The following is an 838-nucleotide window of genomic DNA, read 5'->3' as shown; positions in this document are numbered from 1 at the left end:
ACTGCCGTGCAAACGCAGCAACACGATCATAGGAACCGGTGTAACCCAGTTGTACTAAATCCTGGTATAGCTGCTTGACTGACTTACGCTGCTTTCGATGCTTTTTCACCTCACGGTGAAGCCAGCAGGTTAAGGTCTTCTCGTAGTCATCCAGCTTACTCGGCGACTTCCTTGCAGGGTAGCTTGGGTCTAAATTTCTATTATTGAGGTATTTACGAACAGTAATTCGTGACAATCCGGTCTTCCGAGCAATCGATCGAATCGATTGTCCCTCCCGAATATGCGAGCGTCGAATTACGCTTAGTAGAGCCACGTCTATCACTCCATTTTCTCCTGCTTTGCTGAAGCAGGGATAGGTTTATACGTGGGTCAAAATTCGATGCAAATATATGGCTTTAGTGGGTCAGTTTTNGGTGCAAATCAACAATGAGGCCAATGTAGCACTGATGTAGCACAACTTATTCCAAGCATGCCAGCTACTAAAATAACCAATTGAAATAAAAGAAGAAAAATGGTGCCCCCTCCCTGACTTGAACAGGGGACCTACCGATTATGAGTCGGGTGCTCTAACCAACTGAGCTAAGGGGGCACTGATTTTGGCTTTGAGCCAAGAGATGATCCAGAGAGTTCTTGATCAATACGGGGCGCATTATAATGCGCCCCGAAAGAAGATGCTAGAGGAAAATGCTTATTCGTCCAGGAAGCTTCTTAGGTGATCTGAGCGGCTTGGATGGCGTAGTTTTCTTAGCGCTTTCGCTTCGATCTGACGGATACGCTCACGCGTTACGTCGAACTGCTTACCTACTTCTTCCAAAGTATGGTCTGTGTTCATTTCGAT

General features: G+C 46.2%; 1 protein-coding gene, 1 tRNA gene and 1 pseudogene. All 3 read right to left on the bottom strand.

Features of this window, described 5'->3' with window-relative positions:
- Positions 1 to 322 (bottom strand): annotated as a pseudogene (locus A3766_RS09045) (IS21 family transposase); the annotation flags it as partial.
- A gap of 190 nt (positions 323 to 512) precedes the next feature.
- Positions 513 to 589, bottom strand: a tRNA-Ile gene (locus A3766_RS09040).
- A gap of 99 nt (positions 590 to 688) precedes the next feature.
- Positions 689 to 838 (bottom strand): sigma factor-like helix-turn-helix DNA-binding protein (locus A3766_RS28815; protein ID WP_156508808.1); only part of this gene is annotated, 150 nt, incomplete at its 5' end.

This window comes from Oleiphilus sp. HI0132 (assembly GCF_001635845.1).
This window is presented reverse-complemented; position numbering and strand designations above follow the sequence as displayed.